Genomic DNA, 15,806 nt, shown 5'->3' on the forward strand with positions numbered 1-15,806 from the left:
CTTTAACGTTTGAAGAGAGTATCACTCTCTTCAAACTCACCAAGGTTTAATGTTCGCGTGTGGCACGGAACTCCACTTCAGGAAAACGCTCTTTGGCCAGATTCAAATTGACCATAGTCGGCGCGATGTAAGTCAGGTTATCCCCACCATCCAGTGCGATGTTACTTTGGTTTTTGCGCTTAAACTCTTCGAATTTTTTATCATCTGCGCACTCAATCCAACGTGCTGTTGCAACGTTAACACCTTCGTAAATTGCCTCGACGTTGTATTCAGATTTTAAACGAGACACCACCACATCAAACTGCAGCACACCCACTGCACCCACAATCAAATCGTTATTTTGTAGTGGGCGGAAGACTTGAACCGCTCCCTCTTCCGACAACTGCACTAAACCTTTAAGCAGTTGCTTCTGCTTCAGTGGATCGCGCAAGCGAATACGACGGAACAGCTCAGGAGCAAAGTTAGGAATACCTGAGAATTTCAACGATTCACCTTGAGTAAAGGTATCACCAATCTGAATTGTTCCATGGTTATGCAAACCGATAATATCGCCAGCATAAGCATTTTCAGCACGAGAGCGATCGCCCGCCATAAAGGTAACCGCATCAGAAATACTCACTTGCTTACCAATACGCACGTGGTTCATTTTCATGCCTTGGGTATAAGTACCCGACACAATACGCATAAACGCAATACGATCGCGGTGTTTAGGATCCATGTTCGCTTGGATTTTAAACACAAAGCCTGAGAATTTCTCTTCCGTGGCTTCAACAATACGCTCATTAGCTTGACGTGGCATCGGCGCCGGAGCCCACTCAGTTAAACCATGCAGCATATGGTCCACACCAAAGTTACCTAATGCCGTTCCGAAGAAAACAGGGGTCAACTCACCTTTTAAAAACAGCTCTTGATCAAATTCATGAGAAGCACCCAATACCAATTCAAGCTCATCACGCAGCTGAGCGGCAAGGTCATCACCCACGGCCCTATCCAGATCAGGGTTGTTGAGGCCCTTAACAATGCGCTCTTCTTGAATAGTGTGGCCTTGGCCGGTCGCGTACAGAATCGTCTCATCACGGTGAATGTGGTACACGCCTTTAAACTCTTTACCACAACCCACCGGCCATGAAATCGGGGCGCAGGCAATCTTCAGCTCATTCTCCACTTCATCAAGCAATTCCATTGGGTCGCGGATCTCACGGTCCAATTTGTTCATGAAGGTTACAATCGGTGTATCACGTAAGCGAGTCACTTCCATCAGCTTACGAGTACGATCTTCAACACCTTTTGCTGCATCAATCACCATTAAGCACGAGTCAACCGCCGTCAATGTGCGGTAAGTATCTTCCGAGAAGTCTTCGTGCCCTGGAGTATCGAGCAAGTTAACCAAACAATGATTGTAAGGAAATTGCATCACAGAGGTCGTGACCGAAATACCACGCTCTTTTTCCATTTCCATCCAATCTGATTTAGCATGCTGGTTAGAGCCGCGCCCTTTTACCGTTCCCGCTTTTTGAATGGCATTCCCGAATAGCAGAACTTTTTCAGTAATGGTGGTTTTACCCGCATCCGGGTGCGAAATAATAGCGAAGGTTCTACGTTTAGAAACTTCACTCAAAAAAGGAGTATTTGACATGAAACAGGTCTTCTCAATATGCTGATATAAGGGAGAGCCGAAGCGCTTACGCTGATCAGCAGTTCGATTCAAATTTGCGCGGTATTCTCCCCTATATTTGATCTGGGAGCAACTTTCGTCGCTATACAAATCAACAAGGGAATGACGACCTTTCTATTTGTAATTAAATTATCAATAAATATGAGCTATAACTAAAAAGGGCGAAGAGAATAAGCGAGTATTATGCTGATAACCAAACAAAGAAATTCTCTGGCATTTAAACAAGCCAAAACAGTGTTCCTAGTCTCGGTGATCCTTGGGATAGGCTTTAGTTTGTATCATACTTTGCTCGACCTGCACCATGAGCAAGCTCGCATTGAAGATCACTACCGTTTTAAACTGCTGCAAAATTATTCAAATGCCAGCCAGGCTGCTTATCACCTCAACAACTTATTAGCCAATCAAGTCGTCTCTAGCTTAATGGTTGATAATGCCATTTATCATGTTGAAATTATTGATGATTTTGGCGATACACTGGCAAAAAAAAGCAGAGAGATTCCAGCGCAGACTGCTTTTATTCGGCTCTTATCGAATTATCTGACACCTGAAATACCCATCTTTAAAACTGACTTGCATCAACCCAATTCGAGTGTGGTGGTAGGTAGCTTAAGTTTTTCCGTCAACGGCTCTTCCATTGCCAAAGAATTTATTGCAAAAACCACACGAGTATTGCTGTTTGATCTCTTTCGAAATGTGTTGCTGACTTCGATCCTTTTAGTCTTTTTTTACTACAAGCTGTCAAAACCCATCACCACGTTAATTTCGTGGGTTCGCTCATTGCAAAACAATCAACGTCCAACACAGCCGCCATTACAACAGCAAAAAAATGAGCTCAGTGAGTTAGCCGGTACTTTCTATACTTTATGGAAAGAGCGAGAGCTCGCGGATGCTAAACTTAACCAATTAGCCTACTACGACACGTTAACTGGCCTTGCTAATCGCAGCTTGCTGCTGCAACTGCTCACTGATGCCATTGATAACAGTATTCGCACCCACACTTCTGGTGTGTTGTTTTACCTTGATCTCGACCGTTTCAAAACGATCAATGATTCACTTGGACACACAACGGGGGATCATTTAATCAAAGCTATCGCCATGCGTATGGATGGCTGGCTTAAACACGATTACACCGCCGCACGCATCGGTGGCGATGAGTTTGCGGTGTTGATTCCTCATCTCTCTCGCCAACAAGCAGAGAAGGTAGCTCAGCAGCTTCTGGCTCTGATTTCCAACCCTTACTCGATTGATGACCACCAGCTTTATTGCACTGTGAGTATTGGTATCTCGATTTTTCCGTCAGTGGGCAAAACCAATATCGATGTCCTTAGACAAGCCGATACAGCGCTTTACCGCGCAAAAGCGAATGGACGCAATAAATACATGTTTTATGAGCCAGAAATGCAGGCTCAAGTCGAATCGTTTCTGGAAATTGAAAAAGGCCTCCATGAAGCCCTCAATACCCAACAGTTAGAACTCTATTACCAACCTCAAGTCGATGAGCGGCACAATATTGTCGGTGTGGAAGCCTTGATCCGCTGGAACCACCCAACCAAAGGTGTATTGCCACCGGGTGTGTTTATGACCATCGCAGAAGAAACGGGGCAAATTATTCCGATTGGAAACTGGATATTAGAGCAAGCGTGCTATCAATACGCCGCTTGGAAGCGCCAAGGAGTATTACCGCCCCATTTTCGCCGTTTAGCCATCAACATCAGTCCGTTGCAGTTTTCTCAAGATTCTTTTGTTGAACACATTAACCATGCAATGCAGCAAGCAGGTATTACTGGTGAACATCTTGAATTGGAGATTACTGAAGGGCTATTACTGGAAAATGTAGAAAGTGCGATTCAAAAAATGGTGCAACTTAAAAAAAGTAAGCTGAGCATCTCGATTGATGATTTTGGCACTGGTTATTCATCACTGCGTTACCTCAAACTTTTATCGGTGGATGTGCTCAAAATCGATCGTTCTTTTGTCACTCAATTGCATCTAGATGAGAGTGACCAAGCAATTGTGGATACGATTATTATGATTGCGAAACGTTTAAATTTGGAGGTAATAGCCGAAGGTGTGGAAGAGTGCCAAGAACTCGAAACTCTCAAACAATTGGGTTGTGATCAGTTCCAAGGTTACTTATTTGATAAGCCGTTAACCGCTAAGGAAGTCGTCAAGCGTTTTGCAAGCCCATGCTATCAACTCAATGAACATCAAAAAGATAAGGCGCACCAGAAATAGTTCCGAGACGCCTGACCATGAAAAAACCTGAGTTTGCAAACGATCTGCTGATGGAAAATAAGCTACAAAAAATAGTAGCTCATGATGATCGCATCTTCTGATCCTTTCGGAGTGGGATAGTAGTTCACTCGACGATCGAGCTCATTAAAACCCAGCGATTCGTACAAGCTATAAGCGCGGATGTTACTTTCGCGAACTTCAAGCCACGCACTTTCAGCTTGCGCTTTTTCACAGTAAGTTAAGAAAAACTCCATCAACAATTTTCCGTAACCCTTACCTTGCTGCTGCGGATCCACAGCGATATTCAACAAGGTCACCTCTCCAACAATATTCTGTGCATAGAAATAACCGACAACTTTGCCATCAACCAACATAGCATGGTGGCATGCACCACGACTCGCCAAGTCGCGTACGAGTGATTCAGCCCAAGGGTAACTGTGGGCTTGCTGCTCAATGGACCAAATAGCATCAAGATAAGGAAGTGATAAAGGCACAACATCAATATTCATAGTTTTATGACTCATAAGAACAAATTTGCTGCCACAACGCCCGGCGCAGCTCGGTATTGCCATCTATCTCAACTAGCGGCGGTGACGTTAACACTTTCTGAGCCAACGGGCTTTCTCTCTTTTCACAGCCTGAAAACCACAACCATTCAATGCTGGAGCCTGTTAGTTGGCTAAGAGAGTGAGGCTCAAGATGACACGCCTGACTGATTTCGAGCCCCATACTTTTCAATACTCTTGAAAACAGCAATAGAGCACCTTGTTGCGGGTATTGGGGGGAAACGAGTAATAAACGGCACGTGCTCGGCAGCGTCACCGGATCAGGTTGATAGCCAGCCAGCCGCTGTGGATGGATAAGCTCCCAACGCTGGATGCCCATTTCTTGTAAATATTGATTTTCGTGATGTGACATCTGTTTATGACCTCATTGAACATCGCAATCCTAACAAATCAGCGCCAAGACAGAAACCGTTAATCATCCAATGACTCAAGAGCTATGCCCAAACAACTTGAAGTTGCAGATAGGCGGCAAGTGAATTCATCCCCATGAGCCTAGATAAACGATGTGATTGGGGTGAGCGAACGTAGCCAACACCACGGCAGCTTCAAATGAGAAGGGCATAAAAGTAAACAGGGAGCTCTGGGCTCCCTGTTTTGAATAGAAATACGGTGATTAAAGATCGTTGAACTCTGGGCAATACTCAATTAAACCTGCTCGTCCGCTCAATTCGCCGTCGACTAATGCAACGATCTGAAACGCGCCAACTGGAACATCCCAACGACAACGAAAATCAGATTTTGCCGCCTCTTTAAAGCCAAAGCGTTGATAATAATCCGGGTCACCCAAAACCACACAAGCTGGATAATCGAACTCAGCCAAACAGATTAACCCCTCTTTTACCAACGAGGCGGCGACACCTTGATTTCGCCACTCTTTTTTCACGGCCAACGGTGCAAGCCCTTGCCAATTTAAGTCTTCACCATTGAGTAAGATCGGGCTAAACATCACATGACCAACAACTTCACCGTCATCATCACAGGCCACTAAAGAGAGCGTCAAATGGCTGTTTTCCCTTAATGTCATAACCAAATTAGCTTCAGCATCTGTCTCAAAGGCTGATTTTAATAAGCGGTCAATCGCTAAGATATCCGCTGGCGCTTCAGTTCGAATAAGCATTCATTACCTCATTTTGTGTCACTGGCGATTGTACGCCCTTATGCACAAAATCTGCTAGCTGATTTATTAACATCTGGAACGGTTTTGGTAAAAGCTCTAGGTCAACACTGTCCATCAGATTCTTCACCTCTAACCCCAGTTCGGTATCCCCTTCAATGGAGAGTCGACGTTGAAAGAACAGCGTATCAGGATCTTCTTTTCGACCAGCAATCAACACCATATCATTTAGGTTACCGCTAAAGCTGACATCTTCCACTTCCGTCTTATCAGACACAACAAGTTGTTCCGCTTGATAGCTGATATACCAATTCAAATTCAAATCGCGAATTGAAACCTTTAACCATTTCCCATCAAGAAATTCAAAGTCACCTTCTTGCAAAGCCTCATGAAATATAGTTTTCAACCCTTCTAGCAAGGCTTTTTTTTGTACAACTTGCGGTAAGAAGTGGACTGGGGATCGCAAAATTGAAGCGGCGTTTTGAACTAGTTGAGTACGAATCTTGTGAATCACGAGCGTTATCCGTTACTTTGTAATGCAATAGTACCTAATCATAATGGATGTGGGGGTGCAAATTCCTGTGATGCATCAAAAAACGTACATTGTTTGAGAACCTTTTCTAGCTTAGTAATCAAAGTTATAGTTAATGTGTTACTTACGTTGTAACATCCTCATGAATATAAGTGCTCTGGAGAGTGGTAGTAGCTTGATGCCTTCGCAACATTTACAACATTGGTTTGCAAAAATCACGTCGAACAGTCCGTTCTTTTTTGCCATCTTGAACGACCAACATAACTATGTGATGGTCAATGAACGTTATTGTGATATTGCAGGGCTGAGCACAACCGAATTGGTTGGAATGAATGACTCACAAATTCTGGGTGAGCATTTCTACCGCCATCTCAAACCCTATTATGAACGGGCATTTCAAGGAGAAACGCTTGAGACCGAACTGACTCTTCACGAGATCGATTTAGAAACGAGTTTGCATTTCTCTTTATCACCTATCATGGGTGATAAAAAAGTCGAAAATATTGTGTTTCACGCCATCGACACCTCCGAAAAACAGATCCTCATTCGCTCATTAGAAGAGTCGGAAAATAAGTTTTCAACCTTGACTAGCTTGCTTCCCGATGGATTGTTGCTGGTCGATGACGACTGCATTATCTCTGCTAACCCCGCATCGGCTCGTTTACTCGGTTTTGAAAATACCTCAGAGCTTCTTGGTGAAGAGTTATCGCGCTTGTTTGTCGATGAAAAAAGTAAAACCGTATTCAGCTCTCCACTTAGTTTATTACTCGCAGGGGCACCATTGGTCTGCCTCACTGGGCCAAAGTGTGGCTTTGAACGTAAAGTTCAACTGCACGCTGGAGCCACCGTCGTGCTGGGCAATAGCTCACAACTGATTTTGATTCAAGATGCAGAAGATGCACCTAAGCAGTTGTCTTCGACTATGCATGCCGATATCCACATTGACTCGCTGACTAACTTGTATAACCGTTTTGGTTTCACTAAACGTTTAGAACAGTTCATTCAAAATGAAACACCCCTTGTGATGCTCTATTTAGACATTGATAACTTCAAAAACATCAATGACTCTTTAGGCCATCATATTGGCGATAAAGTCATTAAAGAGGTCTCAGCACGGCTGAAACGTTTACTACCGCAACAAGCGATTGTGGGCCACCTTGGCGGCGATGAATTTGGACTAATACTGCCTGATCCTGAAAATAGTCGCGCCGCTGAAATGTTGGCTGAACGCATCATTTCTTTGATTAACCAACCGTTTGATCTGCACCATTTCAGTAAACGCTTAGCCTGCTCCATAGGTAGTGTCGCCTACCCTGGTGACGGTAGCGATGCACGCGTATTGTTGCAAAATGCCGATACGGCGATGTATGAAGCCAAAGATCGTGGTAGAAACCGTCTGATTAAGTTCAACGATCAAATGAACAAAGAAGCGCGCATGCGCTTATGGCTTGAAATTGAACTGCAAAAAGCGCTGCAACAAAATGGCCTTGAAGTGTGGTATCAACCGAAAGTAAATGCTCGCGACTTCAGCATCAATGGTGCGGAAGCTTTGGTGCGCTGGAAACACCCTGTGGAAGGGTATATCAACCCGGGCGCTTTTATCCCTGTCGCGGAAAAAGCTGGGCTGATTGAACATTTAGGCCGAGTGGTGATGCGTGATGTCTTCTCGACCGTAAAACGCTGGAAGCTGCAAGGTATTTTACCAGGTCGCGTGGCGATCAATTTATCGCCCGAACAGTTTTGTAACCCGAAGTTGATTGATTATATGGAAAAACTGCTTCGCACCACGGAGCTTGATCCAAACTGCATCACATTTGAACTGACTGAAAGTGCCGTCATGAGCGACAGCGAACACACCTTGCAAATGTTGAACGCGATCAAAAAACTGGGCTTTTCTCTGTCCATTGACGACTTTGGTACGGGGTATTCCTCGCTCTCTTACCTCGCTCGCTTCCCGATTGATGAACTTAAAATTGACCGCGCTTTTATAACGGATATCGATACACTTCCTAAACAAATCACCGTCATTGAAAACATCATCAATTTAGGTAAATCACTCAACTTAACGGTCGTTGCCGAAGGTGTGGAAACCCAACAACAAGCCACGCTACTCTCTAATCTCAACTGTAACTCAATTCAAGGCTTCCATTTTTATCGGCCACAACCGAGGCAGGAAGTAGAAGAGTTATTCGTTCAAAATCGTCGTCATCGTTCTACTCCCAAATAAGTAAATCTCGTTTATTCGCCCCAAACCTGCCTTACATCAAATTTGCTATTCATAATGCTTCATAAAATACCACTACTTTCCCTTAGATATCGTACGGATCAATGGAACTTTTATGTCCTGCAGGTAACCTGCCTGCTCTAAAAACAGCGATCGATTGTGGTGCAGATGCGGTTTATATCGGCTTCAAAGATGATACTAATGCTCGCCACTTTGCTGGCCTTAATTTCGCAGGTAAGAAGTTAGATAAAGCGGTGCAATATGTTCATGATCACCATAAAAAAATTCATGTCGCGTTAAATACCTTCGCCCACCCTAATGGCTTCGAGCGTTGGACTCACGCCGTCGATAATGCCGCCAGTTTAGGCGTGGATGCGTTGATCATCGCCGATATCGCGGTATTGGATTATGCCACTAACAGATATCCAGATCTGGAACTGCATCTTTCTGTGCAAGCCTCTGCCACCAACGTCGCCGCTATCGAGTTTTATAAACAAAATTTCAATATAAAACGAGTGGTGTTACCACGAGTGCTATCAATCCATCAAGTCAAACAGCTCTCACGTAATATGATGAGTGACGTCGAGCTTGAAGTATTTGCCTTTGGCAGCTTATGTATTATGTCTGAAGGGCGCTGTTATCTCTCTTCCTATATGACGGGAGAATCACCCAATACTGTCGGAGCCTGTTCGCCCGCGAAGTACGTCCGCTGGCAAGAAACGGACTCAGGTTTGGAATCTCGCTTAAACGAAATTTTGATTGATAAATACGCAGCCGGAGAAAATGCAGGCTACCCAACCTTGTGCAAAGGTCGTTTTGAAGCGCAGATCGATGGGCAACCTAAACGCTACCACGCACTGGAAGAACCAACCAGTTTAAATACGTTATCACTATTACCAGAACTGTTTGCAGCCAACGTTGCTTCCGTCAAAATTGAAGGTCGCCAACGTAGCCCTGCATATGTGGAGCAAGTGACTAAAACCTGGCGAGCGGCGATTGATCGCTACCAAGCAAATCCACAAGCCTACCAAGTAGAAACGGCTTGGAATACCGCCTTAGCCAACGTTTCTGAAGGCACGCAAACGACACTCGGCGCGTACCATCGCCAATGGCAATAAGAGAATGGAGAAGAGAATGAAATATGCGCTGGGTCCTTTACTCTATTTCTGGCCCAAACAAGAGGTAGAAAGTTTTTATCAACAGGCAATCAATAGCCCTGCTGATGTGATCTATTTGGGTGAATCGGTCTGCTCCAAGCGACGTGAGATAAAACCACAACACTGGTTTGAGATCGCCAAAGCGCTTTCACAAGCGGGTAAACAGGTTGTGATCTCAACCATGGCGCTACTGGAAGCGCCGAGCGAAATCAATGTGATGAAAAAGTATATTGAGAATGGCGATTTTGCGATTGAAGCAAATGACGTTTCGGCGATTCAACTCGCCAGTGAAAAACGCCTTCCTTTTGTGGTTGGGCCCGCCGTGAATGCTTACAACGCGCGCACACTGCAACTGTTCCTAAAGCAAGGGATGATCCGTTGGTGCATGCCTGTTGAACTCTCCCGTGATTGGCTAATCAATGTATTGCAACAATGTGATGAGCTTGGTATCAAAAACCAGTTTGAAGTAGAAGTTTTTAGCCACGGATACCTGCCACTGGCTTACTCCGCACGCTGCTTTACCGCACGGGCTGAAAATCGCGCGAAGGATGAATGTGAGACTTGCTGTATCAAGTATCCAACCGGAATTCAGGTTCACAGCCAAGAAGGCCAAGCAGTATTTAACCTCAACGGTATCCAAACCCAATCGGGCTATTGCTATAACCTTGCTAATGATTTGCCAAGCATGGCGGGATTGGTCGATGTCGTTCGTTTAAGCCCACTTGGTCTTGAGACATTCGAGCATCTGTCGCAGTTCAAGGCCAATGAAAAAGGAGAGCATCCCTCCCCTTTAACCAATCACCAGTGTAACGGCTATTGGCACCAATTACCGGGCCTAGCGATTCAACAAAGCTGAGCGTAGCCTCCCCCTAGAGACAAGGGGGAGGCTCTTGTTAAGCGAACACGGTTTGCTTCGCGTTATCACAAGGTAGTGCACGCAAATCTCGCCACAACATCAAACCCACCACCAAACTTAACGCAATATTGGAAATGGGGAAGGCAATCCACACACCAGTCACACCATATAACTTAGGTAACAAATACAAGAACGGTAGTTGGATCGCCATATTACCAATGGTGACAAACATCGCCTTACTGCCGCGATTAGTCGCTTGATAAAAGGCGGCGGCGACAACTAAAAATCCATCCAAAAACAGCGCGAACATATGCAGTTTTAAGCCCAGTACAGCGCTTGCCATCAATTGCGGGTCAGTTGAATTGAAGACCGCAACAACCTGAGTGGAAAACAAGTTCAGCAGCACCACAAAACCCAACCCGCCAAGCACGGCAATGCTCATTGCAATTTTGAGCAGTTTTCTAATATGAAGATAGTTTTTAGCACCATAATTGAAGCTAACTAACGGCTGCATACCATTCGCGATGCCCTCTGCCGTTAAGTAATAAACCGTGACGATATAGCCTAATATCGCGTATGCCCCAACAAGTACTGCGCTGCCATAGTGAGCAAATAGACTGTTGTGCACCGCTACCATCATCGAACCGTAGGCATACATAAAAAAGCTTGAAGTACCAATCGCAACAATCTTAGGTAACAACGACCATTGCACCCTCATCACCGAGAGTGACAGCTGCAACTTGGCTCGCGTCGAAAAGAAATAGCCTATACCTAATACAGTCACACTTAATTGTGCGAGTGCCGTTGCTATGGCGGCACCAGTAAGTTCCCAATGTAAAACGGCAATAAACAGATAATCAAAGAGAATATTGATTATCGCACCACTCACCATCAGTAATGTGGCTAAATTAGGGCTGTCGTCGTTTCGTAACAAGAAAGGCATCGCAATAGAGCCAAGCGTAAAGACACAAGCGATCACTAATACCTGCAAATATTGCAAGCCAAGTTCGTAGACTCGTCCTTCAACGCCTTGCCACGCAATGAAATCGTCCGCAAGAAACCATAGAATTGTCGCCACCACGGGAGCTAGCATCACAAGCAACAATAGACCAGTAGCAAGCACTTGCTTAGCTGCCGCCATGTTCCCTTCACCTTGCTTGATCGAAGCCAGAGCACCAGTTCCAACGCCCACCAACATGCCAAGCCCTAAAATAAAGCCAATAATAGGCCACGCAACGTTAATGCCCGCCAATCCCTCAGCACCAACATAATGACCAATAAAAATACCATCCACCACTTGATACAAGCCATTGACTAACATAGCTGCCACGGTCGGAATGGTATAGCGCCAAAATTGGCGGTAAATTGAATTTTTCATAACAGACACCATAGTTAGCAAGGCTAACTATATAAGTAAATTAAAGTAATACTTTGGATAACAACATATTAAAACACAGTGCTTCTTCTTCCGAGAGATGCTTAATCACTTGCTCTGCGACAACAGCGTACACTTTCGCTTCATCCGCTAAATGCTCACGCGCAGTATCGGTGAGAGAAACTCGGTAAGAACGCGCATCATCTTGGCATTGCGCCGTCTGAACTAACCCTTTATTTTTAAGCCTTTTAACCATATTTGATACCGATGGTTTACTCACTTCCATCTCATTAGCTAAATCAGTTAAGCGCAGTGGCAAAGAAGAGCTTTGAATCACTTTAAGGTAATCATATTCATTAAAGCTCAATTGTGAAATGGGATCAGCTTTGCTATACCGACGCCAGATTTTGGCACTAAAACGCTCTAATTTTTCTAAGTTAGCTTCTAGTTTCACTGTTTTTCAAATCAAAATGGTTATCAAGGCTAACTATTTTATGGATCTTTAGATCGTTAAGCAACAAAAAAGCCGCTGAAAAAGTCAGCGGCTTTAAGGAAAAGGATATAATAAGGTACTTATTGCTGAGACTCTGGCTGCTCAGCTTTCGCCTTAGCTAAATAGTCGGCTCTTACTTGCTGGAAAATTTTCCCCAATTCAAGATAAGCGTATCGATGCTCAACATATTCGTAGACGTTAAATGACAACGCAAGCTTGTACAAGGCGATCGCGTGCGCGTAATTTCCCTCTTGCTGGTAACGCTTAGCGAGATAAAAATAGACCTCAGTTAAACGCTGTGCTTGTATCGCATTACCGCTGCCTTCTTCTAAGATCATCTTAAAAGCTTGCTCTTCCGATATCTCCTTAAGCGTTAACGCAACCAAGAGCCATCCCCATTGATCATCTCGAACTTGATAGCGATTGAAGAGATCCACACGTGCCTGCAAAGGCTCGCTTTCACTTTGAATAATATATAGCCACAATGCACGGAAAGGATCGCTAGGATCATGTTGATAATGTGCGCGAATCTCTTCTAACGCAAGTTCTGTACGGTCGCCGTAATAAAGTGCGATGGCTCTGTTACGCTCAGCGTAAAAATTGTCAGGTTCAAGTTCTAATGTCGAATCAAATGCCTCATAAGCGGCATCAAACTCTGCAACTTGCGTGTAATACACGCCTAATAAATTAAAGATATCAGGCTGCGCCGGGTTAAGCGCGAGTGACTGCTCAAAATCTAAACGTGCTAAAGTGCGTAGCCCAACACTGTCATAGTTGTTACCACGCTCATAAAACATTTTGGCCCGCACATCATCAGGCAGATCAGTACGTTGTAACAGTTGCGTCAAACGCGCTATCTGAACTTGTTGCTGTAATGAAGACTGCAATGGCACTGCCATCGGAGGGTATACCCATTGACTTTGATTGTCATTTTGAGTTGACGCGCAGCCCGACATTATCAGTATCAAAGCACTCAATGCGGCCGTTGGAAACCATTTCACAAATAAAACTCCTGTGTACCCCAAAGCCCAAGATAAGTGGGTGTATCGCATTAATCTAGGCATGAAAAAGGGAGCGAATAACGCTCCCTTTATATCATGCTTTATGTTGAAAAGGCGACTAAAGCGCCGTGCTTCTCAAGCTTAAAGTGGCTTATTCAGCCGTTGGTGCTGCAACAACTTCTTCAGCTGGTTTCTCTACCGCTTCTTTCATGCTTAGACGAACACGGCCTTGGCGGTCGATTTCAAGTACTTTAACTTGAACTTCTTGGCCTTCTTTCAAGTAATCAGACACTTTCTCGATGCGTTGATCCGCGATTTGAGAAATGTGTACCAGACCATCTTTACCAGGAAGAATGTTAACGAACGCGCCAAAATCAGCCAGACGAGCGACCTTACCAGTATAGATAGCGCCGACTTCAACTTCAGCCGTGATCTCTTCAATGCGACGAATCGCTTCTTTAGCTTGAGCGCTATCGGTTGCCGCAATCTTGATTGTGCCGTCATCTTCGATTTCGATGGTTGTGCCCGTCTCTTCAGTTAGAGCACGGATCACAGCACCACCTTTACCGATCACGTCTTTGATTTTCTCAGAGCTGATCTTCATGGTGTAAATGCGTGGTGCAAATTCAGAAATCTCAGCACGAGCACCAGAGATCGCTTGATCCATCACAGAAAGGATATGCTTACGTGCACCTTGTGCTTGGTTTAGCGCAATTTGCATGATCTCTTTGGTGATACCTTCGATCTTAATGTCCATTTGCAGTGCAGTGATACCTTGGTTAGTACCCGCTACTTTAAAGTCCATGTCACCTAGGTGATCTTCATCACCAAGAATGTCAGAAAGAACAACGAAATCATCGCCTTCTTTAACAAGACCCATTGCAATACCTGCAACTGAAGACTTGATTGGTACACCTGCATCCATCAGAGCAAGAGAAGTACCACATACCGAAGCCATTGAAGATGAACCGTTAGATTCTGTGATTTCTGATACTACACGAACTGTGTATGGGAACTCTTCCACTGAAGGCATAACGGCAGCGATACCACGCTTAGCCAGTTTACCGTGGCCGATTTCACGACGCTTAGGAGAGCCTACAAAACCAGTTTCGCCCACACAGTATGGAGGGAAGTTGTAGTGTAGTAGGAAGTTATCTTTACGCTCACCTGTTAGCTCATCGATGATTTGAGCATCACGCTGAGTACCAAGAGTAGCGGTTACGATTGCCTGAGTTTCACCACGAGTAAATAGTGCAGAACCGTGAGTACGAGGAAGAATACCAGTGCGTACGTCTAGCGCACGAACCATGTCTTTTTCACGACCGTCAATACGTGGGTTGCCAGCAATAATGCTACGACGTACAACCGTCTTCTCTAGATCGTGGAAGATAGTGTGGATTTCTTTCGCATTTGCTTCAGGATCTTCAGCAAGAATTACTTTGTTTACTTCAGCAGCAATTTCATGAATACGGTCGTAACGAGCCATTTTTTCAGTGATTTTGTAAGCTTCAACAAGCTTAGCTTCTGCTAGTTCAGCGATCTTGCTGTTAAGTACTGTGTTCTCTTGAGGAGCAACCCAATCCCAAGCTGGAGTGGCAACTTCAACAGCAAATTCATTGATCGCTTTAATCACAGCTTGTTGTTGGTCGTGGCCGTAAACAACCGCTGCTAGCATTTCTTCTTCAGTTAGGTTATCCGCTTCTGACTCAACCATCAGCACTGCGTTGTCTGTACCTGCAACCACAAGATCAAGACGAGATACTGCAAGCTCGGTCATGCTAGGGTTAAGCACTAATTGACCATCAATGTGACCCACGCGCGCCGCGCCAATAGGACCATTGAATGGAATACCAGAGATAGCAAGTGCTGCTGAAGTACCAATCATAGTTACGATGTCAGGTTGAACGTCTGGGTTTACAGACATCACTGTCGCGATGACTTGAACTTCATTTTTAAATGCATTAGGGAAAAGAGGACGAATTGGGCGGTCAATCAGACGCGCAGTCAAAGTTTCGCCTTCTGATGGACGACCTTCACGCTTGAAGAAGCCACCTGGAATTTTACCCGCTGCGTAAGTACGCTCTTGGTAGTTAACAGTAAGAGGGAAGAAGTCTTGACCTTCTACTGCTTCTTTTTTACCAACAACAGAAACGAATACCGCGGTATCGTTCATAGTGACCATAACAGCCGATGTAGCTTGGCGTGCGATAACGCCGGTTTCTAGAGTGACGGTATGATTACCGTATTGGAATGATTTCACTACTGGTTTATCAAACATTGTTTATCCTTGCTCTAGAGTTGCCTCTAGATTGAATGAAATAACACTCAAGACATTACGAATCGCGACTAGTAAAAATAGGCTCTATATCACGGGAAACAAAGCGTTGGGCTTGCCGCTCCCACTGGTATCTGAACGCTACTTTTAATAGCCGCGACCTGCTGGCCGACTTCGGTGACTGTAATGCTATGAGTATGAAGCGTTAAAGTACATACAACACACTTTAACGGCGGGTAGTATAGCGACTTAGGAGAGATTGTGCCAAATTTAGATAACAAAAAAGGGGCTAAAAGCCCCTTT

13 protein-coding genes are annotated in these 15,806 nt (G+C 44.7%); 4 read left to right on the forward strand and 9 right to left on the reverse strand.

Annotated elements, in window-relative coordinates; translation table 11 throughout:
• Window positions 1-46 precede the first annotated feature (46 nt).
• Complete coding sequence (gene prfC / locus DD616_RS14835; protein ID WP_208871864.1) at window positions 47-1,636, reverse strand: peptide chain release factor 3; 1,590 nt, start codon at window positions 1,634-1,636, stop codon at window positions 47-49.
• Window positions 1,637-1,858: 222 nt separating this feature from the next.
• On the opposite strand from prfC, the gene DD616_RS14840 reads away from it, so the two are divergent.
• The gene (locus DD616_RS14840) at window positions 1,859-3,910 is read left to right on the forward strand and encodes a putative bifunctional diguanylate cyclase/phosphodiesterase (protein WP_013857605.1); all 2,052 of its coding nucleotides are present in this window, start codon (window positions 1,859-1,861) and stop codon (window positions 3,908-3,910) included.
• 62 nt (window positions 3,911-3,972) lie between these two features.
• Here the strand turns inward: DD616_RS14840 and rimI are convergent, their stop codons facing one another.
• The 4 genes from rimI to ubiT all read right to left on the reverse strand — a co-directional run bounded on the left by rimI (window position 3,973) and on the right by ubiT (window position 6,104).
• Complete coding sequence (rimI, locus tag DD616_RS14845; RefSeq protein WP_013857606.1) at window positions 3,973-4,419, reverse strand: ribosomal protein S18-alanine N-acetyltransferase; 447 nt, start codon at window positions 4,417-4,419, stop codon at window positions 3,973-3,975.
• 4 nt (window positions 4,420-4,423) lie between these two features.
• Window positions 4,424-4,828, reverse strand: a complete 405-nt coding sequence (locus DD616_RS14850; RefSeq protein WP_017046310.1) for a DNA polymerase III subunit psi — start codon at window positions 4,826-4,828, stop codon at window positions 4,424-4,426.
• Between the two features lie 261 nt (window positions 4,829-5,089).
• Window positions 5,090-5,593, reverse strand: coding sequence for a GNAT family N-acetyltransferase (locus tag DD616_RS14855; protein WP_208871865.1), 504 nt, complete (start codon window positions 5,591-5,593; stop codon window positions 5,090-5,092).
• Complete coding sequence (gene ubiT / locus DD616_RS14860) at window positions 5,577-6,104, reverse strand: ubiquinone anaerobic biosynthesis accessory factor UbiT (RefSeq protein WP_010318913.1); 528 nt, start codon at window positions 6,102-6,104, stop codon at window positions 5,577-5,579. Before ubiT ends, DD616_RS14855 begins: the two co-directional genes overlap by 17 nt.
• Window positions 6,105-6,300: 196 nt before the next feature.
• Between ubiT and DD616_RS14865 the strand changes: the two genes are divergently transcribed.
• From DD616_RS14865 to DD616_RS14875, 3 genes are all read left to right on the forward strand, one after another.
• Window positions 6,301-8,349 (forward strand): bifunctional diguanylate cyclase/phosphodiesterase, encoded by a 2,049-nt coding sequence (locus DD616_RS14865; RefSeq protein WP_026027438.1) that lies wholly within the window; start codon window positions 6,301-6,303, stop codon window positions 8,347-8,349.
• 101 nt (window positions 8,350-8,450) lie between these two features.
• Window positions 8,451-9,464, forward strand: coding sequence for a ubiquinone anaerobic biosynthesis protein UbiU (gene ubiU / locus DD616_RS14870; protein ID WP_094143198.1), 1,014 nt, complete (start codon window positions 8,451-8,453; stop codon window positions 9,462-9,464).
• A gap of 16 nt (window positions 9,465-9,480) precedes the next feature.
• Window positions 9,481-10,359 carry a U32 family peptidase gene (locus tag DD616_RS14875; RefSeq protein WP_026028086.1) on the forward strand — a complete coding sequence of 293 codons (879 nt, stop codon included), beginning with the start codon at window positions 9,481-9,483 and terminating at the stop codon, window positions 10,357-10,359.
• A 37-nt stretch (window positions 10,360-10,396) separates the two neighbouring features.
• On the opposite strand, the gene DD616_RS14880 is transcribed toward DD616_RS14875, so the two are convergent.
• The 4 genes from DD616_RS14880 to pnp form a co-directional block, all read right to left on the reverse strand.
• Window positions 10,397-11,737 carry an MATE family efflux transporter gene (locus DD616_RS14880; protein WP_026029105.1) on the reverse strand — a complete coding sequence of 447 codons (1,341 nt, stop codon included), beginning with the start codon at window positions 11,735-11,737 and terminating at the stop codon, window positions 10,397-10,399.
• Between the two features lie 40 nt (window positions 11,738-11,777).
• The gene (locus tag DD616_RS14885) at window positions 11,778-12,188 is read right to left on the reverse strand and encodes a MarR family winged helix-turn-helix transcriptional regulator (protein ID WP_013857613.1); all 411 of its coding nucleotides are present in this window, start codon (window positions 12,186-12,188) and stop codon (window positions 11,778-11,780) included.
• A 119-nt stretch (window positions 12,189-12,307) separates the two neighbouring features.
• The gene (gene nlpI / locus DD616_RS14890; RefSeq protein WP_170901130.1) at window positions 12,308-13,228 is read right to left on the reverse strand and encodes a lipoprotein NlpI; all 921 of its coding nucleotides are present in this window, start codon (window positions 13,226-13,228) and stop codon (window positions 12,308-12,310) included.
• Window positions 13,229-13,379: 151 nt separating this feature from the next.
• Entirely contained in the window at window positions 13,380-15,506 is a 2,127-nt protein-coding gene (gene pnp / locus DD616_RS14895) for a polyribonucleotide nucleotidyltransferase (RefSeq protein ID WP_208871866.1), read from the reverse strand.
• Window positions 15,507-15,806: the final 300 nt, after the last annotated feature.

Source organism: Vibrio anguillarum (genome assembly GCF_003390515.1).
In the GTDB taxonomy this organism is placed as follows: Bacteria; Pseudomonadota; Gammaproteobacteria; order Enterobacterales; family Vibrionaceae; genus Vibrio; species Vibrio anguillarum.

Bases quoted from the DNA above. Each gene is read 5' to 3' on its own strand.
- prfC (WP_208871864.1), bottom strand. From the start codon at position 1,636: ATGTCAAATACTCCTTTTTTGAGTGAAGTTTCTAAACGTAGAACCTTC.
- DD616_RS14840 (WP_013857605.1), top strand. From the start codon at position 1,859: ATGCTGATAACCAAACAAAGAAATTCTCTGGCATTTAAACAAGCCAAA.
- rimI (WP_013857606.1), bottom strand. From the start codon at position 4,419: ATGAATATTGATGTTGTGCCTTTATCACTTCCTTATCTTGATGCTATT.
- DD616_RS14850 (WP_017046310.1), bottom strand. From the start codon at position 4,828: ATGTCACATCACGAAAATCAATATTTACAAGAAATGGGCATCCAGCGT.
- DD616_RS14855 (WP_208871865.1), bottom strand. From the start codon at position 5,593: ATGCTTATTCGAACTGAAGCGCCAGCGGATATCTTAGCGATTGACCGC.
- DD616_RS14865 (WP_026027438.1), top strand. From the start codon at position 6,301: ATGCCTTCGCAACATTTACAACATTGGTTTGCAAAAATCACGTCGAAC.
- ubiU (WP_094143198.1), top strand. From the start codon at position 8,451: ATGGAACTTTTATGTCCTGCAGGTAACCTGCCTGCTCTAAAAACAGCG.
- DD616_RS14875 (WP_026028086.1), top strand. From the start codon at position 9,481: ATGAAATATGCGCTGGGTCCTTTACTCTATTTCTGGCCCAAACAAGAG.
- DD616_RS14880 (WP_026029105.1), bottom strand. From the start codon at position 11,737: ATGAAAAATTCAATTTACCGCCAATTTTGGCGCTATACCATTCCGACC.
- pnp (WP_208871866.1), bottom strand. From the start codon at position 15,506: ATGTTTGATAAACCAGTAGTGAAATCATTCCAATACGGTAATCATACC.